The 1,509-nt window shown below is 71.2% G+C and carries 1 protein-coding gene; it reads right to left on the bottom strand.

Features of this window, described 5'->3' with window-relative positions; genetic code table 11:
- Positions 1-5: 5 nt before the first annotated feature.
- Positions 6-932: a MarR family transcriptional regulator gene (locus BJF79_RS54555; RefSeq protein WP_143220800.1), complete on the bottom strand. Its 927-nt coding sequence runs from the start codon at positions 930-932 to the stop codon at positions 6-8.
- Positions 933-1,509: the final 577 nt, after the last annotated feature.

Here is a 1,509-nt window from a genome sequence, read left to right as displayed (position 1 = left end):
GACGGTCAGCGCGAGGCGGGGGCGGCGGCGGGGCGGACGGTGGTGAACCGGCGCGGGCGGTCGTTGACCAGTTCGGCGTCACCGGTCTCGACCAGCCGGTCCAGGGCATTGGACACCGCACCGGCCGAATGCCCGATCACCTTGGCGATCTCGTGCGGGGTGAACCCCGTCCCGGGGTGCGCGGTCAGGTGACCGGCGACCTTCGCCCGCATCTCACCGGGCGCCGAACGCACGCGCCCCGACCCGGTACGCGGGCGCCCGTTCACCGCCGTCCGCACCAGCCGCCGCACCTTCCCCGACCCGCCATAGACCCGCTCGACCGCCGACAGCGCCGCCACGGGGTCACCGACGTCCAGGGCATGCAGCACCTCGGTCACCGTCCGGTTCATCAGCGCCAACGCATCCCGCGCCTCATTGGCCGCCGCCTCATCGATCTCCAACCCCCCACCGACCCCGGCGGCGGTGTCGGTCGCGGCTCTGTCGGTCGCGCCGGTGTGCCCGGTGACGTCCGCACGGTCGGCGGCGTCCCCGTCCGGCACGGCGGTCGCCTCCCCGGCAGCCACGTCCACAGCGGACGCGTCCACAGTGGGGACGGCGGGCGCCGCATCGGGCTCGGTGCCGGTGTCGGGGGTGTCCGGGGCAACGGCGGTCCAAATGTCGGGCAGCCGCTTACCACCGTCCCGACCGCCGCGCGTCCGCACCGCACGCCCCTCACCCTCTAGAACCGACAGCAACCGCCGCACCCTGGCCTCACCGACACCCGACCCGGCAACGATCGCGGCGACGGTCGCACCCGGATTGGCCGTCAGCGCGTCCCACACCGCCCCAGCCGCGCCCGACGGACGCACCCCGGCACCGGCACCGGCGGCGCCGTCCACGGCGCCCCCCGTGCCCGTGGGACGGTTTTCGGCGGTGGTGTTCTTCGTGGCCATTTTCGTCTCCCAATTCGCTGATCACGGCGACCGGATTTCGGCGCCGTTCCCGTTCACCGGGAGCTCGACCATTTCTCGACCCACCACCGATAGGCAAGCATCTTCGGCCGTTTTTATTCACCTCAACGGCTGAACACCCTTACCGAATCCCACAAACCCAACCCGCCGTCAAACAAAATTTCACTCACCGATACCGTGCGCCATCACACCTCGCGCCGACCATTTCCCTTTCACGAGGCCGATCGGCGAAGCAGAACGGCAACCGCGCCGGAGACATCCGGTGCCTCGTCTCGGCCCGGAACGCGCGCGGCATCCTCACGACCTCGCGGCACGCATTCGGCCGACGCTCGGGCGCGCGCGCCGCGCTCAAGACTCGGGCCTCTGCCCGGTCGGCGCCGGCCAGAGGCCCGAGACCCGAGCTATGAGCATGTGGAGCCGACGAGGGGAGCGCCCAGCAGACCCGGGCCCGCCCGCAGATCCACACGCGCCGACCTATTACCAGGAGTTCTCCTCCTTAAGGAGTCGGGCCCGCGAACAGAAGATTCGAAACCGCGGCGACCTGCACGAACAGGCCGGC

It is taken from the genome of Actinomadura sp. CNU-125 (genome assembly GCF_001942465.1).
Lineage (GTDB): Bacteria > Actinomycetota > Actinomycetes > Streptosporangiales > Streptosporangiaceae > Spirillospora.
This window is presented reverse-complemented; position numbering and strand designations above follow the sequence as displayed.